Source organism: Bradyrhizobium prioriisuperbiae, from assembly GCF_032397745.1.
GTDB classification, from domain to species: domain Bacteria; phylum Pseudomonadota; class Alphaproteobacteria; order Rhizobiales; family Xanthobacteraceae; genus Bradyrhizobium_A; species Bradyrhizobium_A prioriisuperbiae.
The window spans coordinates 653867-672680 of sequence record NZ_CP135921.1; the positions used below are offsets into that span (position 1 = coordinate 653867).

24 protein-coding genes are annotated in these 18814 nt (G+C 64.2%); 11 read left to right on the top strand and 13 right to left on the bottom strand.

Annotated features, from left to right (window positions below):
• The first annotated feature begins 79 nt into the window (after positions 1–79).
• Positions 80–379: a DUF4282 domain-containing protein gene (locus RS897_RS03015; RefSeq protein ID WP_315835124.1), complete on the top strand. Its 300-nt coding sequence runs from the start codon at positions 80–82 to the stop codon at positions 377–379.
• 42 nt (positions 380–421) lie between these two features.
• On the opposite strand, the gene ychF is transcribed toward RS897_RS03015, so the two are convergent.
• From ychF to RS897_RS03030, 3 genes are read right to left on the bottom strand one after another with little or no spacing between them, the layout of a single operon-like run.
• Complete coding sequence (ychF, locus tag RS897_RS03020; protein WP_315835125.1) at positions 422–1519, bottom strand: redox-regulated ATPase YchF; 1098 nt, start codon at positions 1517–1519, stop codon at positions 422–424.
• Positions 1520–1564: 45 nt separating this feature from the next.
• Positions 1565–2173 (bottom strand): aminoacyl-tRNA hydrolase, encoded by a 609-nt coding sequence (gene pth / locus RS897_RS03025; RefSeq protein WP_315835126.1) that lies wholly within the window; start codon positions 2171–2173, stop codon positions 1565–1567.
• Positions 2174–2191: 18 nt separating this feature from the next.
• Entirely contained in the window at positions 2192–2941 is a 750-nt protein-coding gene (locus tag RS897_RS03030) for a 50S ribosomal protein L25/general stress protein Ctc (RefSeq protein WP_315835127.1), read from the bottom strand.
• A gap of 327 nt (positions 2942–3268) precedes the next feature.
• Between RS897_RS03030 and RS897_RS03035 the strand changes: the two genes are divergently transcribed.
• Positions 3269–4249: a Bug family tripartite tricarboxylate transporter substrate binding protein gene (locus RS897_RS03035; RefSeq protein ID WP_315835128.1), complete on the top strand. Its 981-nt coding sequence runs from the start codon at positions 3269–3271 to the stop codon at positions 4247–4249.
• An 85-nt stretch (positions 4250–4334) separates the two neighbouring features.
• On the opposite strand, the gene RS897_RS03040 is transcribed toward RS897_RS03035, so the two are convergent.
• On the bottom strand, positions 4335–4964 hold the full coding sequence (locus RS897_RS03040; RefSeq protein ID WP_315835129.1) for a YdeI/OmpD-associated family protein: 630 nt from the start codon (positions 4962–4964) through the stop codon (positions 4335–4337).
• A 68-nt stretch (positions 4965–5032) separates the two neighbouring features.
• Complete coding sequence (locus RS897_RS03045) at positions 5033–5296, bottom strand: accessory factor UbiK family protein (RefSeq protein WP_315835130.1); 264 nt, start codon at positions 5294–5296, stop codon at positions 5033–5035.
• Positions 5297–5487: 191 nt separating this feature from the next.
• Here RS897_RS03045 and RS897_RS03050 point away from each other — a divergent pair, with 191 nt between their 5' ends.
• From RS897_RS03050 to pgeF, 4 genes are all read left to right on the top strand, one after another.
• A complete protein-coding gene (locus RS897_RS03050) occupies positions 5488–6228 on the top strand; it encodes a dienelactone hydrolase family protein (protein ID WP_315835131.1) in 741 nt (246 codons plus the stop codon).
• Positions 6229–6359: 131 nt separating this feature from the next.
• Positions 6360–7214 (top strand): prolipoprotein diacylglyceryl transferase, encoded by an 855-nt coding sequence (lgt, locus tag RS897_RS03055; protein WP_315835132.1) that lies wholly within the window; start codon positions 6360–6362, stop codon positions 7212–7214.
• 2 nt (positions 7215–7216) lie between these two features.
• Entirely contained in the window at positions 7217–8398 is a 1182-nt protein-coding gene (locus tag RS897_RS03060) for a class I SAM-dependent methyltransferase (RefSeq protein ID WP_315835133.1), read from the top strand.
• Positions 8395–9162, top strand: a complete 768-nt coding sequence (pgeF, locus tag RS897_RS03065; RefSeq protein WP_315835134.1) for a peptidoglycan editing factor PgeF — start codon at positions 8395–8397, stop codon at positions 9160–9162. Before RS897_RS03060 ends, pgeF begins: the two co-directional genes overlap by 4 nt.
• Before the next feature lie 10 nt (positions 9163–9172).
• On the opposite strand, the gene RS897_RS03070 is transcribed toward pgeF, so the two are convergent.
• From RS897_RS03070 to RS897_RS03100, 7 genes are all read right to left on the bottom strand, one after another.
• Positions 9173–9670 carry a nucleoside deaminase gene (locus RS897_RS03070; RefSeq protein ID WP_315835135.1) on the bottom strand — a complete coding sequence of 166 codons (498 nt, stop codon included), beginning with the start codon at positions 9668–9670 and terminating at the stop codon, positions 9173–9175.
• Positions 9671–9681: 11 nt separating this feature from the next.
• Positions 9682–10470, bottom strand: coding sequence for an ABC transporter permease (locus RS897_RS03075; RefSeq protein ID WP_315838503.1), 789 nt, complete (start codon positions 10468–10470; stop codon positions 9682–9684).
• 37 nt (positions 10471–10507) lie between these two features.
• Positions 10508–11293 carry an ABC transporter ATP-binding protein gene (locus tag RS897_RS03080; RefSeq protein WP_315835136.1) on the bottom strand — a complete coding sequence of 262 codons (786 nt, stop codon included), beginning with the start codon at positions 11291–11293 and terminating at the stop codon, positions 10508–10510.
• 20 nt (positions 11294–11313) lie between these two features.
• Positions 11314–12303, bottom strand: a complete 990-nt coding sequence (locus RS897_RS03085) for an ABC transporter substrate-binding protein (protein WP_315835137.1) — start codon at positions 12301–12303, stop codon at positions 11314–11316.
• A 40-nt stretch (positions 12304–12343) separates the two neighbouring features.
• Complete coding sequence (locus tag RS897_RS03090; RefSeq protein WP_315835138.1) at positions 12344–13177, bottom strand: alpha/beta fold hydrolase; 834 nt, start codon at positions 13175–13177, stop codon at positions 12344–12346.
• Positions 13174–14157 (bottom strand): isopenicillin N synthase family dioxygenase, encoded by a 984-nt coding sequence (locus tag RS897_RS03095; RefSeq protein ID WP_315835139.1) that lies wholly within the window; start codon positions 14155–14157, stop codon positions 13174–13176. Before RS897_RS03095 ends, RS897_RS03090 begins: the two co-directional genes overlap by 4 nt.
• Positions 14158–14252: 95 nt before the next feature.
• Positions 14253–15188, bottom strand: coding sequence for a LysR family transcriptional regulator (locus RS897_RS03100; RefSeq protein ID WP_315835140.1), 936 nt, complete (start codon positions 15186–15188; stop codon positions 14253–14255).
• A gap of 104 nt (positions 15189–15292) precedes the next feature.
• Here RS897_RS03100 and RS897_RS03105 point away from each other — a divergent pair, with 104 nt between their 5' ends.
• From RS897_RS03105 to RS897_RS03120, 4 genes are all read left to right on the top strand, one after another.
• Positions 15293–15982: a glutathione S-transferase family protein gene (locus RS897_RS03105; RefSeq protein WP_315835141.1), complete on the top strand. Its 690-nt coding sequence runs from the start codon at positions 15293–15295 to the stop codon at positions 15980–15982.
• A 32-nt stretch (positions 15983–16014) separates the two neighbouring features.
• A complete protein-coding gene (locus RS897_RS03110; protein ID WP_315838504.1) occupies positions 16015–16194 on the top strand; it encodes a MerR family transcriptional regulator in 180 nt (59 codons plus the stop codon).
• 106 nt (positions 16195–16300) lie between these two features.
• Complete coding sequence (locus tag RS897_RS03115) at positions 16301–16696, top strand: TipAS antibiotic-recognition domain-containing protein (protein WP_315835142.1); 396 nt, start codon at positions 16301–16303, stop codon at positions 16694–16696.
• A 278-nt stretch (positions 16697–16974) separates the two neighbouring features.
• A complete protein-coding gene (locus tag RS897_RS03120; RefSeq protein WP_315835143.1) occupies positions 16975–17613 on the top strand; it encodes a hypothetical protein in 639 nt (212 codons plus the stop codon).
• Here RS897_RS03120 and RS897_RS03125 read toward each other — a convergent pair.
• A complete protein-coding gene (locus tag RS897_RS03125; RefSeq protein ID WP_315835144.1) occupies positions 17610–17852 on the bottom strand; it encodes a hypothetical protein in 243 nt (80 codons plus the stop codon). The two genes, RS897_RS03120 and RS897_RS03125, sit on opposite strands and share 4 nt — an antisense overlap.
• On the opposite strand from RS897_RS03125, the gene RS897_RS03130 reads away from it, so the two are divergent.
• On the top strand, positions 17821–18774 hold the full coding sequence (locus tag RS897_RS03130) for a ribose-phosphate pyrophosphokinase (RefSeq protein WP_315835145.1): 954 nt from the start codon (positions 17821–17823) through the stop codon (positions 18772–18774). The two genes, RS897_RS03125 and RS897_RS03130, sit on opposite strands and share 32 nt — an antisense overlap.
• The last annotated feature ends 40 nt before the right edge of the window (positions 18775–18814 follow it).

The following is an 18814-nucleotide window of genomic DNA, read 5'->3' on the forward strand; positions in this document are numbered from 1 at the left end:
GCTGATCCAAGCGTTCGGGGCTAAGCCCTGCGCCGATGCGCCGCATCCGGTATTGACGTGACTAGCAGGGAGATCGCCGATGCTCGAATTCCGGGATTTGTTTCAGTGGGACCGTTTCATCACGCCGACGATCATCAAGATGTTCTATTGGCTGGTGATCGGCCTCATCGCGCTCAGCGGACTGTCGGGAATCCTGTCCGGCATAGGGCTGATGATGGTGAACCCCTTCGTCGGCCTTCTCACGATCCTGACCAGCCTCGTCGGCCTCGTGGTGGGCATCATCTCTGCTCGCATCGGCGCTGAATTCGTGCTGATCGTGTTCCGCATCAACGAGCATCTCGGCGCCATCCGCGACCAGGGCGGACCGCAGCAGCATTGATGGACGTGCGAGGCCGCGGCATGACGCGGCCTCCCCGATGGATCAGGTATTGAAGCGGAAGTGCATCACGTCGCCATCGGCGACCACGTATTCCTTGCCCTCCAGCCGCAGCTTGCCGGCGTCGCGCGCACCGGCTTCGCCGCCGAGCGCCACATAATCGTCACAGGCAATGGTTTCGGCCCTGATGAAGCCCTTCTCGAAATCGGTGTGGATCACGCCCGCCGCCCCCGGCGCCTTGGTGCCCCGGGTAATGGTCCAGGCGCGGGCCTCCTTCGGGCCGACCGTGAAATAGGTGATGAGCTCAAGCAGCTGGTAGCCGGCGCGGATCAACCGGTCGAGGCCGGCCTCTTCCAGCTCCAGCGTCGACAGGAAGTCGACGCGCTCTTCGCGCGACAGCGTCGCGATCTCGGATTCGATCTTCGCCGAGATCACCACCGCGACAGCACCTTCCTTCTTGGCAAATTCGGCAACCTGAGCGGAGAAGTTGTTGCCGGTCGCGGCCGAACTCTCCTCGACGTTGCAGACGTAGAGCACGGGTTTCGAGGTCAGCAGCCCCAGCATTCGGAACGACCGTTCCTCCTCCGCCTTGCGCTCGAGCAGACGCGCGGGCTTGCCGTCGCGCAGCAGCACCAGAGCCCGCTGCACCAGCTCGAGTTGCTCCTTGGCGTCCTTGTCGTTGCCCTTGGCCTTCTTGGAGAGATTGTCGACACGCTTCTCCAGGCTGTCGAGATCGGACAGCATCAGTTCGGTTTCGATGGTCTCGATATCGGCCAGCGGCGCGATCTTGCCCTCGACATGGGTGATGTCGGAATCCTCGAAGCAGCGCACAACATGCGCCACCGCATCGACCTCACGAATGGTGGCGAGAAACTGGTTGCCGAGCCCCTCCCCCTTCGATGCACCGCGCACCAGGCCGGCGATATCGACAAAGGTGAGCTGCGTCGGGATGATCTGCGCCGACTTGGCGATGGCCGCGAGCTTGTCGAGCCGCGGATCCGGCACCGCGACCGCGCCGACATTCGGCTCGATGGTGCAGAACGGATAGTTCGCAGCCTGCGCCGCGGCCGTCTCGGTCAGGGCGTTGAACAGTGTCGATTTGCCAACATTGGGCAGACCGACGATCCCGCATTTGAATCCCATTTTGTGTCCTAGGTTGGCTTGCCCTGAAGCCTGTTGTGGCGCGGCCTAGGGGTCGCTGCCATTGTCCCCGTTCGACGCAAATCCCTTGGCCTGCATCGCCAGATGAATCTTGTTCTGAAACGACGAGTCGCGGTCCTTCACGAGCAGTCCCGCATTATCCGCCACCGCGTCGCACAGTGCCTCGACCCAGGGCTGGTCCGCCTTGGCGAAATCGCTCAGCACGTGGCCGTGCACCAGTTCCTTGACGCCCGGATGACCGATGCCGAGCCGCACCCGGCGATAGTCGTTGCCGACGTGCGCCGAGATCGAACGAAGACCGTTATGCCCGGCGATGCCGCCGCCGACCTTCACGCGAACTTTTGCGGACGGCAGCTCCAGTTCGTCGTGGAACACGGAGATATCGCCGAGGTCGAGTTTGAAGAAATTGACCGCCTCGCCCACCGCACGCCCGGACTCGTTCATGTAGGTCATGGGCTTGAGCAGGATGACGCGTTCGCCGTCGAGCGTGCCTTCGGAGGTCTCGCCCTGAAAGCGACGGCGCCACGGTGCAAAACCGTGACGCCGCGCAATCGTCTCGATGGCCATGAACCCGATATTGTGTCGGTTGCGCTGGTGCTTCGATCCGGGATTGCCCAGTCCGACGAACAGGCGCATGGCACTCGGGTCCGTGGCTTACTTCTTGGCCGCGGGAGCCTTCGCAGCGGCAGCAGGCGCCTTTGCACCAGCCGCAGGCGCCTTCGCACCAGCCGCAGGCGCCTTCGCACCGGCCGCAGGAGCAGCAGCGCCAGCCGCGGGAGCAGCACCGGCCGCAGGCGCAGCTGCGCCCTCCGCTCCAGCAGGCTTGGCTTCTTCGCCATAGCCCGACGGCGGCACGACGGTGACCAGCGTCTGGTCGTCACGCGAGAGCGCCTTGACGCCCTTGGGCAACTGCACCTCGCTCAGATGGATCGAGTTGTTGATTTCGAGCTTGCTGACATCGACTTCGATGAACTGCGGAATGTGCTCGACATCGGCTTCCACCTCGACGGTGTGGTTGACGATGTTGACCGTGCCGCCACGCTTCACGCCCGGCGAGGATTCTGCGCCGGTCACATGCAGCGGAATGCTGACGCGGATGGTCGCACCTTCGCCGAGGCGGAGGAAGTCGACATGGATCGGGAAATCCTTCACCGGATCGAGCGCGAAGTCGCGCGGAATCACGCGGTGCTTCTTGCCCTCGAGATCGATGTTGTAAATCGTGGTGAGGAAGTGACCGGCGAAAATGCTCGCACGCAGAGCCTTGTCGTCGAGCGAGATGGTTACGGGGGCCTGATTGTCACCATAGATCACGGCTGGCACGCGGCCAGCTCGGCGTTCTGCGCGGGCGGCCCCCTTGCCGGCCTTCGGACGCGCGGTCGCCTTCAATTCCTTGACGGTCGCCATTGTTTCAGTCCTTGGTTTCGAGCGCATTCCAGGCAGCACGGGTGTCGATCCGCACGACAAAAACACGTTCATTTTCAAAAAGTTAAAGGCCGCACCGCGGCCCGTTCAAATGCCTGCCACAAGCCTCCAGGGGTGCGGGGGTGGCAGACGGGGCCGGTCATAGCCCCAAAGGGCTGGAAAAACAAGGAAAGACGGGCGATTTTCTCTCGTCGAGCGCCCTAACCATTGCCATCATTCATCGACCCTATTAGATGCACGTGCAACTAATTTGAGCCGGCCGGCCTTGAATCGGCAGTCAGACACAATTTTCCCGGGAGGATTTTTAAGATGCTCAGCCGCCGCACGTTTATGACCGCCGCAGCAGGCCTGGCCGTCACCGCCATGCCGCGCCACAGCCTTGCCGCCGAGAGCTGGCCCACCCGGCCGGTGCGCCTGATCGTTCCCTATGCCGCGGGGGGCGGCACCGACTTCTTCGCCCGCCTCGCCAGTGCCGGCATGAGCACAACACTCGGCCAGCAGATCGTGGTGGAAAACCGCCCCGGCGCCGGCACCAATATCGGCGCCGAGGCCGCCGCCAAGGCCGAGCCGGACGGCTACACCTTCCTGCTCGGCGACACCTCGACCTATGCGTCGAACCGCACGCTCTATCAAAAGCTGAATTACGACTCCCAGAAGGACCTCGCGCCGGTGACGCTGACCGGCCGCTTTGCCGTGGTGCTCCTGGTCAACACCGAAAAACTCAATGTCGGATCGGCCAAGGAGCTGATTGCGGAAGCAAAAAAGAAGCCCGGCAGCATCGACTACGCCAGCGCCGGTGTCGGCTCGCCGTTTCACCTCGCCGCCGAACTGTTCGCACAGAGCGCCGACATCAAACTCAACCACGTGCCCTACAAGGGCGCGGGCCCGGCTCTGCAGGATCTGGCCGGCGGCCAGATCGGCATGATGTTTGTCGATTTCGCATCCGCGCGGGCGCAGCTCAAGCTTCCCGGGATCAAGGCGATCGCGGTGTGTTCGCCGGCGGAGTTCTATGGCCTGCCCGGCGTACCGCCGCTGTCGGCCGACGTGCCCGACTACGAGGCCTGGGCATGGCAGGGTTTTTCCGCGCCTTCAAAAACGCCGCCGGAGATCATAGAGAAGTTTCGTGGGGCTTATCTTGCGGCCATCGAAAGCCGCGAGACCCGCCAGAAGATCATCGACGCCGGCATCGACATGCTGCAGACCACGCCGAAGGAAATGGCTGACTACATCGCCTCCGAGAGCGCGAAGTGGGAAAAGGTGATCAAGACCGCCGGCATCAAGATGGATTAGTCAATTGCCTCGGCTCGGCGGCGGCGCGAGCCACTCTCGCGCCTGCCGTTGGCGAGCCGCCACAATCGCTTCGCGATCGCCGCGGTTAAGTCTTCGCTTTACGCGGATGGATGGTCTCGCCGCGAGCCAGCATCGCCACAAAAACCGCGATCCGCTGCGCCCGCGTCTCCGGTTTCCTTGCGGTGTGAATGCGATACAGCACCGCATAACGGTTGGTGCCGTCGAGCCCCTCGAAGAAGGCCCTGGCCTTCCTGTTTTTCGCCAGGGCCGCGGCAAGATCGTCCGGGACGGCGGCTTTGCTCGCTGGTGCGTAAGCCTGCTCCCAGCGCCCATCGGCCTTGGCGAGATCGATCTGCTGTTGACCCGCAGGCCTCATCTCCCTCTGCGCGATCAGCTCCAGCGCACGATCGCGATTTTTCTCCGACCATCTGCTGTTGGATTTGCGCGGCGTGAAGCGGATCAGCCACCAGTCAGCATCGAACGCACTGAGCTGGCCGTCGATCCAGCCATGACACAGGGCACTGTCGATCGCCTGCTGCCGCGAGACGCTGTCAGTCCCCGCGGATGCCTTCGCCAGCTTCAGCCAAACGCCCGGAGATGCCGCTGATTGTGCCGCAAGCCATGTCGCCCAGGCCAGTTGCGACTTGAAGGCACGCACAGGAAGTTCGCGCGCGGTAGCTTTCAAAGAGGCCCTCTGCGCGGGAGCTTTCTGCACGGAGGTCTTCCTCACAGAAGTCCTCTTCGCGGAGGCCTTGCTCCTGGTGGCTTTGCCGGACGCAGGCATCAGGTCTCGGCGACCGGGCCCGCCTTCTTCTCGAGCTTCTCGATGCGGGCCTTCAGCGCCTCGTTCTCTTCGCGGGCGAGCCGGGCCATCTCCTTGACGGCCTCGAACTCCTCGCGCTTGATAAGATCGAGATCACGCAGCACGCGCTCCGCCTGGTGGCGCACCGCGCCCTCCACCTCGCGCTTGACACCCTGGGCGGCGCCGGCTGCATCGTTCATCAGCCGGGCGATTTCGTCAAAGAACCGGTTGGTGGTCTGGGTCATCGCGGGATCTCCGTGGCGTCTAGGCAGCAAGTGGCTGCTTTCGGAAGCAAAATGGCGACGATGGCGGCTTACCGCAAGCCGGATTTTTCGTCGGACCGGCTATAATCCCGAAAGGGCGCGTGGTCACACTTTCGCACGCGCGCTCTGTTATGGTCGAAAGACCCCTGCCAGCAAGAACAGAAGTGCCCCCCATGATCGAACGCCAGATCGACATCCCGGCCAAGGACGGCCGGATCACGACTTTCATCGTGCATCCCGAACGCGACGGCCCGCATCCGGTGCTGCTGTTCTACATGGATGCCCCCGGCATCCGCGAGGAGCTTCGGGACATGGCCCGCCGCTTCGCCGCAGTCGGCTATTATGTGATGCTACCGAACCTCTATTATCGCGCCGGCGTGATGGAACTGGGACCGCTGCCGCGCGATCCGGACGCCCCCGAGCGTAAGCGCATGTTCGAGCTGATGGCCTCCATCAACATTGCAATGGTGATGGAGGATACCGACGCCCTGCTCGACTTCGTCGACGCCGACACGGCAGCGCTGAAGACACCGATCGGCACCGTCGGCTATTGCATGAGCGGCCGCTATGCCCTGAGCGCGGCGGTGCGCTACCCGGACCGGGTGGCGGCTGCCGCCTCGATCTACGGCACCCACCTGATGACCGATCAGCCCGATAGCCCGCATGTGACGGCGCGGCGGGCGAAGGCCGAACTCTACGTCGCCTGCGCCGAAATCGATCACTATGTCCCGCTCGAGATGGTCGCCCCGCTGCGCGATGCCCTGCGCGACAGTGGCGCCAACGCCGAAGTCGAGCTTTATCCCGCCGTCGAACACGGCTTTGCGTTTCCGGCCCGCCCGGTGTTCAACAAAGATGCTGCGGAACGGCACTGGGAGCGGCTGTTCGCGCTTTACCGGCGGCGGCTGAAGTCATAAACGTATAGCGTTTTCCGGCGAAGTGGAGACCGGTTCGCTGCAGAAAACGCGCCAAACAACGAATCTAGGGCTTATTCCGCTCTGACGCCTGACAAGATTCGATTCAAGCCGAGCGGAATAAGCCCTAGCACATGTTCGCCATTGCCTTTCCGGTGTTCGACCCGATCGCGGTCAGTTTCGGACCGTTCGCCATCCGCTGGTACGCGCTCGCCTATATTGGCGGCATCGTGCTGGGCTGGATCTATGCCCGCGCCATCATCCGCGACGGCAGACTTTGGGGCGGCACCTCGCCGATCAGCCTGCTCGATATGGACGATTTCATCCTGTGGGTGACGTTCGGCATCATCCTCGGCGGCCGCACCGGCTATGTGCTGTTCTACAACCTCGATTATTTCGTGCAGCATCCGGCCGAGATCATCGAATTGTGGAAAGGCGGCATGTCGTTCCACGGCGGTTTCCTCGGCTGCGTGGCGGCCGTGCTGCTGTTCGGCTGGCGGCGCAAGGTGTCGGTTTTGTCACTCGGCGACATCACCTGTGCCGTGGGTCCGATCGGCCTGTTGCTGGGACGCATTGCCAATTTCATCAATGGCGAGCTGTGGGGCCGCGCGGCCGATGTGCCCTGGGCCATGGTGTTTCCGACCGGTGGGCCGGTTCCGCGGCATCCCAGCCAGCTCTATGAGGCAACGCTGGAAGGCGTGCTGCTGTTCATCGTGCTGGCGCTGATGATCCGGGCCGGCGCACTGAGGCGGCCGGGATTTATTATCGGCAGTTTCGCCACGCTTTATGGCATTGCCCGCATCACCGGCGAGTTCTTTCGTGAGCCCGATCCCCAGCTCGGATTTTTGTGGGGCGGGCTGACCATGGGTATGGTGCTGTCGGTGCCGATGATTGTTGCCGGGGTTTGCTTCCTCGTGGCGGCATGGCGCCGCCAACCTGTCTCTTCCATCCAGGCACCCGCGAACCAGGTGTCCATTAACCAGGGCTGATCGTGATCCCGACCTCGCCACTCGAGGCTGACATCCGCAAGCTGATCAGGTCCACCGGGCCAATGCCGGTGTGGCGCTACATGCAGCTGTGCCTGACCCATCACGAGCACGGCTACTACATCGCGCGCGATCCGCTGGGACGCGAAGGCGATTTCGTCACCGCGCCGGAAGTCAGCCAGATGTTCGGCGAATTGCTCGGGCTATGGGCAGCCTCGGTCTGGAAGGCGATTGGCGCGCCGGACACCATCCGGCTGATCGAACTCGGGCCCGGCCGTGGCACGCTGATGATGGACGCGCTGCGCGCGATCCGGATCGTGCCGCCGTTCCACGCCGCTTGTCATGTGCACATGGTGGAAATCAATGCGGCGCTGCGCGAAAAGCAGGTTGCGGCATTGGCCGGCACCAGGAACGTCCATTGGCACGACGGCATCGACGACGTGCCGGAAGGCCCGTCGATCATTTTCGCCAACGAATATGTCGACGTGCTGCCGATCCACCAGATGGTCCGCCGGGAAACCGGCTGGCACGAGCGCGTAATCGAGATCGACGCCGCCGATCGGCTGGCGTTCGGCGCCTCTGCTGAGCCGATGTCCCGGTTCGACCTTTTGCTGCCGCCCCTGGTCCGCGCCGCGCCGGTCGGCGCCGTGTTCGAATGGCGGCCGAACACCGAGATCATGAAGATCACCAGCCGCGTACGCGCCTTCGGCGGCGCCGCGCTGATCATCGACTATGGTCATCTGCGCAGCGATGCCGGCGATACGTTTCAGGCCATCGCCAAACATAGTTTCACCGACCCGCTGAAGAACGCCGGACTGTCCGATGTCACGGCCCATGTCGACTTCCAGGCCATGGCCCATGCAGTTGAGGATATCGGCGGCCGGGTACACGGCCCGATCGAGCAAGGCGCTTTCCTGCGCCGGCTCGGGATCGAGACCCGCGCCGTCACGCTGATGTCGAAGGCGACGCCGCAGGTCTCGGAAGACATCGCCAGCGGGCTGAAGCGCCTCACCGATTCGGGCCGCGGCGGGATGGGGTCACTGTTCAAAGTGCTCGGCGTCTCGCACCCTTCGATGGCCGAACTCGCCGGCCTGACCGACCAGCCTGCTGCCCCCGGGCCGAGCGTCGCTATCGACACCGAAGCGGACGACACACCTCACCAGGAATCGGAAGAAGATTCGGAATGACCCTCACCTCGCCGCTGCTGTCAGCTGTTCCCGGCCTGCGTCATGCTTTCTTCACCCGTGAGGGCGGTGTGTCGAACGGCATCTACGCCAGCCTCAATGGCGGCCTCGGATCAAACGACGATCAGACCCATGTCGCTGAAAACCGCCGCCGCATGGCCGAGACGCTGGGGGTCGCGCCATCGCACTTTCTCACTGCTTATCAAGTGCACTCGCCCGATGTCGCTGTCGTCACTGAACCATGGACCCCTGAGAGCCGGCCAAAGGTCGATGCCATCGTCACCGCAACGCCGGGCCTGGCGCTCGGCGTCTCCGCCGCGGACTGCGGACCGATCCTGTTTGCGGACGCACAGGCGCGAGTGATCGGCGCCGCCCACGCCGGCTGGCGCGGCGCCTTCATGGGCGTGCTGGAATCCACCCTTGCAGCGATGGAAAAGCTCGGCGCCGATCGCAGCCGCGTTGTCGCCGCGATCGGGCCCCTGATCCGCCAGCGCAGCTACGAGGTTGGGGAAGAGTTCGTCCATCGCTTCGGCCGCGATGATCCGGCCAATGCGCAGTTCTTCGCGCCCTCCGAGCGCACCGGTCACGCCATGTTCGACCTCGCCGGCTATATCCGGATGCGGCTGGAGCGCGCGGGCGTGCTGCTGATCGACGATCCCGACATCTGCACCTATGAGGACGAACGGTTCTTCAGCTACCGCCGCACCACCCATCGCGGCGAGCCCGACTACGGCCGCCACATCCACGCACTGGTGCTGGAAGCCTAAGCCCGCGACATCACGTCTTCGCCTCGCCATCCCAGAAGCCGGCCTGCAACGCGGCCGCTTCATCGGCCAGCAGCGGTCCGATCACTTCGACCTTGCGCTGGCCCGCGGCGAACACCACGCGGCAGGGGAGATCCAGGGTCGGATTTTCATCGTGATCGCCGGTTTGCGCTTTCAGGTCCTTTTCGGTCTGGCCGAACACCACGCGGCCGATCCCCGCCCAGTAGATTGCGCCCGAACACATCGCGCATGGCTCAGCCGATGTGTACAGAGTGCACTCGGCGAGAAACGGCGGTGGATAGGTCTTCGAGGCACGGGTGGCCAAAAGCCGCTCGGCATGAGCGGTCATGTCACGCCCTTCGGCCGTAAAGCCGTTGCCCTGCTGCATCAAGACCTTCCCATTTGGATCGACCAGGATCGACCCGAACGGATGATCGCCGCTCTCACGCGCTTTCCGGGCGACGGCGAAGGCCTTGCGCAGCAGCGCTTCATGATCGAGGTCTGATTTCATGCCGGTTGTCCTTACCGCTCCGATTTCGGCAGCGACCATGGCGCAAACGCCTTCTGAACGAAACCGATCAGCCGGAACAGGATCAGGCTGATCGAAACCAGCACGACCAGTCCGGCGAAGGCCGTCGGAATTTTGAAGTAGGATGTCGAGAATGCAATGAAGAAGCCGAGGCCTTTCTCGGCGGCGACGAACTCGGCAACCACCGCGCCGATCACCGCCAGCGTGGTGGAGATCTTCAGGGCCGAGAACAGATGCGGCAAGGCGAACGGCAGCCGCACATGCAGGATCTCCCGCCTGCGGCCGGCCCGAAGCGAGCGCGACAGCTCGATCAATTCCTCCGGCGTCGCGAGCAGTCCGGTCACGGTCGAAACCACAATCGGGAAAAAGGTGATCAGGAACGTGATGACCACGCGCGGCAGGTCCGACGCGCCGAGCGTCACCACGATGATCGGCGCCACCGCGACGATCGGCGTCGACTGCACCACTACCAGAATTGGATAGAGCGTGCGTGACAGGAAACGCGAGGTCGCAAGACCGACGGCAAGCGGGACGGCAACCACGATGGCCAAAGCATATCCCATCAGCGCCACGCGCAAAGTGGCCCAGACGTGCCCCGCCCAGACCGGCAGCGGTGTCGCCAGCAGCGCCGTCACAATCGCACTCGGTGCAGGCAACAGGAACGACGGCACCGCAAAGATTCGAACGCCGCCCTCCCAGACCAGCAGCAGTCCGACAAACGCAAGCGGCGGCGCGCAGCGATCCAACCATCGTACAAGCGTTGCCCAGGCTCCCGTCTTCATGATCCCGGTTGCCGGCGCGCGACGCGCGGCACCCGGCTCATGCGGCAACGGGGCGGCTGAAGAGACGCCCGCGGATGTGATTGGCGAGTTCATGGAAAATAGGCTCCGACAAGGTCGACATCGACCGCGGCCGTGACAACGGAACATCGAGAATTTCGCGCACACGCCCCGGCCTGCTGGTCATGACAACGATGCGGTCCGCCAGCAGCAGCGCCTCCGGAATGGAATGGGTGATGAACAGCACCGTTTTCGGCCGTTCGGTCCAGATCCGCAGCAGTTCGAAACTCATTTCGTCCCGCGTCAACGCATCGAGCGCGGAGAACGGCTCATCCATCAACAGGATGTCCGGATCGAGCAGCAGCGCGCGCGCAATCGCGACCCGCTGCTGCATGCCGCCCGACAGTTCATCCGGGCGGCGGGCGGCAAAATCCGTCAGGCCAACAAGGTCGAGGAGTTCGCGGGCCCGGTCGCGCTCGACGTCGGTGACCCGGCCGTATTTGTGGCGCATCGGAAACGTGACGTTGCCGAGCACGTCGAACCAGGGCAGCAAAGTCGGCTTCTGAAAAATGATGCCGATCTCATCACGCGGCTCCGTCACCGGCATCCCGAAGATGTCGACCTGTCCGGAGGTCGGCTGAATGAGGCCGGCGATCAATCGGAGCAAGGTCGATTTGCCGCAACCGGACGGGCCGAGCACGGCAACGAACTCGTGCCGTCCGATGTCGAAGGACAGTCCGTCGAGGGCGACGACGGGATTACCGTCGGTGCCTGCAAACCGCTGGCCAACGTCGGCGAAACGGATCACGGGCTCCGCGGTGCTCATCGCGGGCGATTGAGGGGTCGTCACTTCAGGTAGTCGCGGCTGACGGCCGTTTCCGGATTGAGCTTTTCGAGCGGCAGGCCCTGCGCCTCGGCCACCCATTTCCAGGTTGTCGCCAGTAGCGCCGGCGCGAAGGCGCCGGGTCCGTCCTTTTTGGAGATATCGTTGACCATCAGCGGGATCGAGGCCCTCCACTGCTCCGCGGCGGTGTCCACACTGACCTCCGGCACCGCCGCTTTCAGCGCCTGTGCTGCGGCCATGGGATCGGCGATCGCCATCTCGGTCGCCTTCGCATAGGCCTTGAGGAACTTGCGCACCGTCTCCGGACGGCTGGTGAGCATTTTTTCCGACGCGAACACCGACAGACCGTACCCGTCAAAGCCGTAGCCCGACCAAGGCAGCGCCTTGAACGACTTGCCGACTTCGGTCAGCGGTCCGGCAAAGGCCGGCGCCACGGTGAGCCAGTTGATGGTCGCCGCGACCTTGCCGGTCGCCAGCATCGGCGCGAGCGCACCCGGATCGACCTTCAGCAGCTTGATGGCGTCCGGATTGACGCCGTTCGTCTTCAAGAGCAACGGCCATGACACATTGGAGGAGGAGAAGGTCGCGGTCGCGACCGTCTTTCCCTCGAGGTCCTTCAGACTGTTGATGCCGGCATCCTTGGTGGTGAAGATCGCGTCCGGCTGCAATGTGTAGATCGACATCACCGCCTTGACCGGGACGGCGTCGGCCGCCTTGGCCTGCAGCAGCGCCGCAAGCCCGCCGGTGCCCATGTCGGCGGAGCCGGTCGCCAGTTTGGTGACCACGTCGCTCGACCCGCGGCCGGACTGGATGGTGACCTTGATCCCTTCGGCTTCGAACAGTCCCTTGTCGACACCGAGATACACCGCCGCCTTGTCGCCGGCCGGCAGCCAGTCGAGCATGAAGGTGACCTGTTCGGTTGCCGCGGCCGCATGGGCAAGTGTCAGCGTGACGGTGAGAACGGCGCAGGTCTGGGTGAAGCGTTTCATCATAACGGGCTCCTGACACGGGGTTTCGCGGGCAATTGCGGGATCATTCGAGACCGCCGGAGCGGCTTTGATGGACAACGGATGCCTCACCGCCATGACCGGACAGAGCAAGCGGCGTGCCACGATCATCAATAAGGAATGGAATTAGAACGTCGGCGAGCAGACCGGGAGCCGCGAGATGCGGGGCGTGACCGGTCGGCAGCGTCACCACGTCCGCGCCTGGCACCAGCGCCTGCATCCGTCGCTGGCAGGGCAGGATGATCGAGCGATCGGCTTCCGCCTCCACATAGAGCCGCGACACCCTGCCGAACCGTTCAGATGTCAGGCCGACACGGATATCGCGCCCGCGCTCCGGCTGTGGCGTGAGCCGCGCGGCGGCCGCCCGTGCGTCGCCGTCGGCGCAATCGTGGAAGAAATAGGCAAGCGCGGCGGGCGCCGGCACGCGACTCGTCAATCCATCATCGGACCACACGAGATGCGGCCCAATCCCGATCACATCCGGATGATCGGCACGCAGTTCCGCGACGAGATCGGCGAACGCCATGCCATCCGGCAGCATCATGCCGGCGATATAGACGATGCGGTTTATGCGCTCCGGAAACCGTTCGGCCACGGCCGACGCGATCATGCCACCGCCGGAATGGGCGACAAGGCTGACCGGCTGCGCGAACTGCTCCAGAATTTCACCGACATGGACGACGTAGCGGTCGAGCGACACGTCGGTCGGCGTAACGTCATCGCGACCATTACCCGGCAGGTCGACGGCAACTGCCGCGATGCCGGCCTTGCGCACCAAGTGGGATTTGAAATGATCCCACACCCAGGCGCCCTGCCAGGCGCCGTGGATCAGCACGACGGGATCAGGCGCTCCGCTCATGCCGCGTAGGTCCGCCGATACATCTCCTGCAGATGTCCCTCGACCGTTGTCGGCGGATAGATCGCTCGCTCGCCGGGTGCGAGACAGTTCGGCAGGCACACCACCTCGTGGTCCGGGTTGCCCGAATAGAAAAAGGGAACCGAATAGCGCTCGCGTCCCGACGCATTGACGACCCTGTGCAGGGTCGAGCGATAGCGGTCATTGGTCCAGCGCGCGATCATGTCGCCGAGATTGACGACAAAGGTGCCGGGCACGGCATCGGCGTGAATCCATTGCCGGCTTGCCGAATCCTGCACCTGGAGCCCGCCGACCGTATCCTGCAGCAACAGCGTCAGACCGCCGAAATCGGTGTGAGCGCCCGCGCCCTTCTCGCCGGGCGCGGCGTCCGCCGGCTGCGGCGGATAGTGCAGCAGCCGCAACGTCGTGATCGGATCGCGGCAGAAAGCAGCGAAATGGTCTTCCGGTAAATCGAGCGACAACGCGATGCCGCACATCAGCCGCTCTCCGAGATCGAGCATCGCGGCAAAATAGGCCTGCATCACCGGCCTGAATGCGGGCATGTCCGCCGGCCACAGATTGGGGCCGCGATTAAAGCGGCGCGCCATCACCCGCGGATCGTCCAGCGCGAATTCGGGGCCGATATAGAAGCTCTCCTTGAGATCGGGCGGAGCGCCCGCTTCCAACGTCTGCGCCCGCAGCGGTTCGTAGCCGCGATTGCAGAACGAGCGCGACTTGTCGACAGCCGCCTTGGTCGGCGCCGGCTGGTCGAAGAAACGTTTGCTCTCGGCAAACACCGCCTCGATCAAGCCGGACGGAATGCCGTGCTCCGCGACATAGAAGAAGCCTTTGTCGAGGCAGGCGGCCCGCAAGAGAGCGCCGACAGCCCGGCGACGCCCGAGATCGGACGACGACAGATCGCCGACGGCGATGATCGGAAGGCTGCCGGTGGACATCCGGCTTGCCTCAAGTGCGAGATCCACCACGTTCTCCCTTCAATCGGTCGGTCACAAACCCTAGCGGGCGTCCCCTGATCGACGAAGAAGAGAATATCGCTCTGCCTGATGCCGAATCGGCATCACCCAGCTTGCGCCGGCGGTTTCATTTCGGCGGCTTCCCGATCCCGCAATTCCTCCGCCAGAATCTGCAACATCAAGTCGAGCGTTGCCGGCGGTGCCCGGCCGGCGCGAACATAGACACCGAGATCGCTCCAGATCGGCCCTCCGGCATCGAGCGGCACATGGACCAGCCGCCGTTCGGCAATCAACCGTTCGAGGCCGACCCTGGTCTGAAAGGCGATGCCGATGCCACGCTCCGCAAGCTCGCGCATCAGTTCGATCGACGACGAGCGGATCACCGGCTGGATGTTGCGCGGCAGACGCGCGAGCGCCGGCGCCAGCAGTTGCCCGATCGACAGATCGCCGCTCGGCATGATCACGGGGTAATCAAAGCACGCCGAGAGCCCGATCTTGTCGCGGCCGGCCAGCGGATGGTCGGGCGCCATGATGGCGCCGAGCCGAAAGCGGGCCAGCGCGACTTGACGCAACTCGGATTGGCGCGGCAGCGCAAACGCAATGCCGATATCCGCATCGCCTTCGGCGACAGCCCTCGGAATGGCGAATGACCCCATCGATTCAGCGGTCACCGTGACCCGAGGCGTTCGCTCGCGCAGCCGCCCGATCACTGCCGGAAGCAGCGCCCCGCAGACACCCTCGACTGCGGCGACCGACACATGGCCGATGCGAGCGCCCTTGAGGCCTTCGATGTCCGATCGCGCCCGCTCGAGATCTTGCAACACCACAAGGACGTGGCGGGCCATCGCCTCGCCGGCCGAGGTCAGTTTGATGCCGCCGGGAAAACGTTCGAACAGCGGCGCGCCGACCTCGGCTTCAAGCTTCAGGATCTGGCGGTTGACCGCCGAGGACGCGACGTTGAGGCGCCGCGCCGCCTCGCGGATGGAGCCGGCGCGGCGGACGGCATCGAAATAGAGCAAGGCAGCAGCATGGATGCGCAATGAGCAAGTCCTCAGGAAAATAGATTACGCCACCGTGCCATGGCGAAGCGGTTCGATCGAGTCTCACCTGCCTGCTCTCTTCGCAGGGCCGACCGGTGTTTGTTTTGTACACACCCGCCATGCCGGTGCGCGCCCCTGCGCCGTTGCGCAACACCACCGGGCGCGACATCATCGCACGCGCGGACAGGTTTCTTGAGAAAGAGGTAACGCCGATGCTAACGCTGTACTTCGTCCCAGGGGCAAGTTCGATGGCGGCGCACATCGCCCTGCATGAAATCGGCGTACCGTTCGAAGCCCATCCGCTGTCGTTTGCCCGCAAGGAGCAGCGCACGCCGGAATTTCTCGCACTCAACCCGGAAGGCAAGGTCCCGACACTTCTGATCGACGGACGGCCGCTGACCGAGGTAGCCGCCATCCTGTTCTATCTCGCCAAACGCTATCCGCAGGCGCAGTTGCTGCCACACGACGACATCGAGGAGGAAGCCCAGGCGATCTCCTGGATGTCATTCATCGCCGCAACGGTGCATCCGGCGCGCCGGCAGGGCCTCGACCACGCGACGCAGATCTACGGCCTCGCCGACCGCCGCCTCGGCGCGCGCAAATGGGTGTTGGAGAAATATTCGATCGCCGATATTCATCTGTTCCGCCTGTTCTGGCGTTTCTCCAGCTCGCTGAAGCCGTATCCCGACGCGTTTCCCAATCTCTCGGCGCATCTTGAACGCATGCTGCAGCGGCCGGCCGTGCAGCGGACGATCGTGGTCGAGGCCGCCATCGGCTATGAACTCCCGTCCTGACCCCGCAACGCAGCGGCATCTCCGTCCGGCGGCTGCGCTTCTATTCCGACGAGGGGCTGCTGCCACTCACAGGCCGCACCGAGAGCGGCTATCGCGTCTACTCCAACGAAGACCTCGTGCACCTCGACTTGATTCACTGTGCTACGCCGGCCTCGGTATCGAGGTCATTCGCGAGGTGCTCTCGCGCGAACCGTCGCTGCGCGATGCGCTGACGCTGCGCGCGCCCGAACTGACCGAAGTCAACATGGGGAGAGGCTGGACCATGACCACCCTGCCCCGTGCCGTTGCCGCCGCGTCATTGAACACTTTTACGATCAGGTGTCCGAGGGCAACGGCATCGACCGCGAGTGGGCGCGGCAGATGATCGAGGCCAGCCCCCCGGAGCTGCCCGACGACCCAACACAGTGCGACGCCTGGATTGAGCTCGCCGGTATCCTCGCCGACCCCGCGTTCATCACCAACATGCGCACCAACGAAGTTCTGGACCGAGGATTCGATCACGCCGCCTATGCGGAGGCGACGACGGCCATGGTGGCCAAAGCCCGTGCGGCCATGGCACAGGGGCTGGACCCCACTTCGGATGCGGGCGGTGCCCTCGCCCGGGAATGGATCGCGGTTTTGGCACAAACGCTGGGGCGGAAGCCGGACCGGGCGTCCCGGGACTGGCTGCGCCAGGCCCATGCCGCCCATGATCCAAAGGCCGCGCGGTACTAGGAGCTGGTTGCCATCCTGAAGGGGCAGCCGCAGGACGTCAGCCCAAACCGGGAGTGGGGCTGGATGGTCACGGCCATGAAGCACCATCTGGCCGACTGAACAGGGGGAAATCACTCGAATTCGGCTCAAAATGGCACAATTGCGGGAGTGTTTTGCAAACCCTTCCAGGATGCCGCCCTAGACGTTAATGGATTTTAACGATATCGCTCTGGTGCTCCGGCGCAGGTATCCCCATGACGGCTGCCCGCCCGGGACGCGTGGAATTGGGGTGTCAGCGCATGGATTGGCGAAGCCGCACGTCAGGGCTGAAGGCATTGGGCCTGGTCCGGCTGCTGCTTGTGGCGGCGTGCGGGGCGACCGTGGCTGGCTGCGCCGGCGGCGCAGACTCCTATCAGGGCCCGATGGCCGCCATGGCCTCGGCCTCCGTGCCCGCCGGCGGCCGTACCGTGACCTTCGAATCCATCGATGGGCCGCCGCCGCAGGTGTTCGACCGCTTCGTGCGGGTGCTCGACAACGAATCGCAAACCCGCAATGTGGCCATCGTTTCCCGCGACTCCGCCGCCGGCTACCGTATCCGCAGCTATCTCGCGGCCCAGGTGCGCGGCGGCCGCACCATTATCGCCTGGGTCTGGGATGTCTACGACGGCAACCAGCAGCGCACGCTGCGACTGAGCGGCGAGGAACAGGGCGGCAAGGCCGGGCGTGACGCCTGGGCCGTCGCAGACGAGCCGTTGCTGCGCCGGATCGCGCAAGCCGGGCTGATCAGCCTGTCCGGCTTCGTCAATGGAACCGCACCGCCCGACCTGCCGGCCGAGCCGCCGGCCGCCTCATCGGGCCCGGCTATTGCCTCAGCGGATGCTATTTTCCGCGAATCCTCCGCCGAAAGCAGCAAAGCTCTGGGCTTCAGCGCCCATTAGGCTGCTTTTACGCAGGAAAACAGCCTGCGACGTATTGCCAGCCCGGCAGGCTCCTTGCTATTTCCTCGCTCGCGCTCGGCCCCGGCCGGAGCGGTTTTTGAGTCATCTGCAGCGGACACGTCGAAGGCGCTGGCAAGAGCGAACTTCGCATTCGGGACATCGGGTATGTTGAAGACCGTCGGCACAATGACACGGGGAGAAGCGTCGATGTCGGCGAAAAACGGGGCGATCAAACTCATCGCCGGCAATTCGAACCCCGCTCTGGCCGAGGCCATCGCAGCCGGGCTCGGCCTGCCGCTCACCAAAGCCGTGGTCCGGCGCTTCGCCGACATGGAGATCTTCGTCGAAATCCAGGAAAACGTGCGCGGCATGGATGTCTTCATCATCCAGTCGACCTCGTATCCGGCCAACGACCATCTGATGGAATTGCTTATCATCACCGATGCGCTGCGCCGTGCTTCGGCACGCCGCATCACAGCCGTGCTGCCGTATTTCGGCTATGCCCGCCAGGATCGCAAAGCCGGAGGCCGCACGCCGATTTCGGCGAAACTTGTGGCCAACATCATCACCCATGCCGGCGCCGACCGCGTCATGACGCTCGACCTGCACGCCGGGCAGATCCAGGGCTTCTTCGACATCCCGACCGACAATCTTTATGCCTCGCCGGTGATGGTGCGCGACATCAAGGACCGGTTCGACCTGTCCAACCTGATGGTGGTGTCGCCCGATGTCGGCGGCGTGGTGCGCGCCCGCGGTCTCGCCAAACGCATCAACGCTCCGCTCGCCATCATCGACAAGCGGCGCGAGCGCGCCGGCGAATCCGAAGTGATGAACGTGATCGGCGACGTCGAGGGTTACACCTGCATCCTGATCGACGACATCGTGGATTCCGGCGGCACCCTGGTGAACGCGGCCGACGCGCTGCTCGCCAACGGCGCCAAGGAAGTCTATGCCTACATCACCCACGGCGTGCTGTCGGGCGGTGCCACTGCCCGCATCGCCTCCTCGAAGCTGAAGGAGCTGGTGATCACCGACTCGATCCAGCCGACCGAAGCCGTGCGTCTCGCCCACAACATCCGTGTGCTCTCAATCGCGAGCCTGATCGGCGAAGCCGTCGGGCGCACCGCGGCAGAAGAGTCGGTCTCCAGCCTGTTCGACTGACGTCGATAGGCTGCGGAGACGGCGCGAACGCCGCCTCCGC